We start from the raw sequence: 709 nt of genomic DNA, 5'->3' as shown, positions 1-709 counted from the left end.
AGGAGCACTACCTATGAAAAGTTTTTTTCTTTGTGAAATTTTTATAAGTTCTGAACCATCCTTGAAGTCAACCGCCAAAGGTTTTTCAGAATATACATGTTTACCATTCAATAACGCTTTTTTTGCAATTAAATAGTGTGCAGTAGGAATTGTAAGATTTAAAATTATTTCAATTTTTTTATCTTTAAGTATATCATTTACAGATACAGCTTCGATTTTATAAGTCTTAGCACATATTTCCGCTGCTTTTTTATTTATATCTGCACACTTAATTATTTTAAAATTATTGAAATATTTGTGAGCTCTAAAATATGTTTCAGCTATATGACCGCAACCAATCAATCCCACATTAGAAATTTTTTGCATTAAATAGGTTATACACCTTTTCTTTGCTTTTTTTTTCCTTCTAAGTGTTCTTTTAGGGCTTTTTTATTTTCTTTAGATGATGCTATACCTAGAGTTGGGCTTTCCCAATAGGCTGAACCCTCTAACCATTGATATCCATCTGTATTAATTGAGATTACATAAGTTTTTTTTGATTTTTTTGCCCGTTTGAAAGCCTCCTCTAATTCAGCGATCGAGTTAACGTGTTCGCCATCTGCTCCCATACTTTTAGCATGACTTGCAAAATCAACAGGTACAAGGTTCGGAGTTTTAGAGCTCTTAAGTAAACAATTAAATTCTTTACCGCCTTTGTATAACTGTAATC

At 31.3% G+C, this 709-nt stretch carries 2 protein-coding genes; both read right to left on the bottom strand.

All coding sequences use genetic code 11. From position 1 onward, the window contains the following. Positions 1–366, bottom strand: a 366-nt coding sequence (locus tag AMN78_RS02700; protein ID WP_143323160.1) for a Gfo/Idh/MocA family protein, incomplete at its 3' end; no start/stop codon positions are given. A gap of 8 nt (positions 367–374) precedes the next feature. After that, a partial coding sequence (locus tag AMN78_RS02695) for a thiamine pyrophosphate-dependent enzyme (protein ID WP_256997703.1) occupies positions 375–709 on the bottom strand: 335 nt, incomplete at its 5' end.

This window comes from Candidatus Pelagibacter communis (assembly GCF_001179945.1).
GTDB lineage: Bacteria > Pseudomonadota > Alphaproteobacteria > Pelagibacterales > Pelagibacteraceae > Pelagilacustribacter > Pelagilacustribacter ubique_A.
The sequence above is the reverse complement of the archived record's forward strand: the minus strand, read 5'-3'. Positions and strand labels throughout refer to the sequence as shown.